Origin of the sequence: Microtetraspora sp. AC03309 (assembly GCF_020826795.1) — a bacterium.
GTDB classification, from domain to species: Bacteria; Actinomycetota; Actinomycetes; order Streptosporangiales; family Streptosporangiaceae; genus Microtetraspora; species Microtetraspora glauca.
Window position 1 is genome coordinate 1 of sequence record NZ_JADDIL010000659.1, and the last position, 375, is coordinate 375.

The 375-nt window shown below is 71.2% G+C and carries 1 protein-coding gene; it reads left to right on the forward strand.

Annotated elements, in window-relative coordinates:
* Positions 1-86: 86 nt before the first annotated feature.
* On the forward strand, positions 87-375 hold a 289-nt coding region (locus IMZ11_RS44825; protein ID WP_228649918.1), incomplete at its 3' end, for a hypothetical protein.

Sequence of the window (375 nt, forward strand, 5' to 3'; positions counted from 1 at the left end):
CCTGGGTGGTACTCACCTGCGCGGCTCTGCTGCTGCTCGCCGGTGCCACATCCGGGTCTCCGGGCCCTGTACGCAGGCCGGGTCGTGTGGCGGTCGGCGCGCTGGCGGTCACCGGCGTCGCCCTGGCTGCCGTGGCCGGCGTTGTCGTCACATCGCTCAGCCCGGTCGGAGTGTCCACGGCCACCACGGCCAAGCGCGCGGCAATCCCCGGCGTACCGACGACGGTCGGTGCAAAGGTGGCCTACACCGTCAAGCTCGACTCAGCAGTCGTGCTGCCGGCCGGACCGGGTTTCGTCGGTACCAACGACGGGGCAGTCGTCGGTTTCGACGGAACGACCGGTGCACAGCGCTGGCGCTTGCCGACGGTCGACCTGC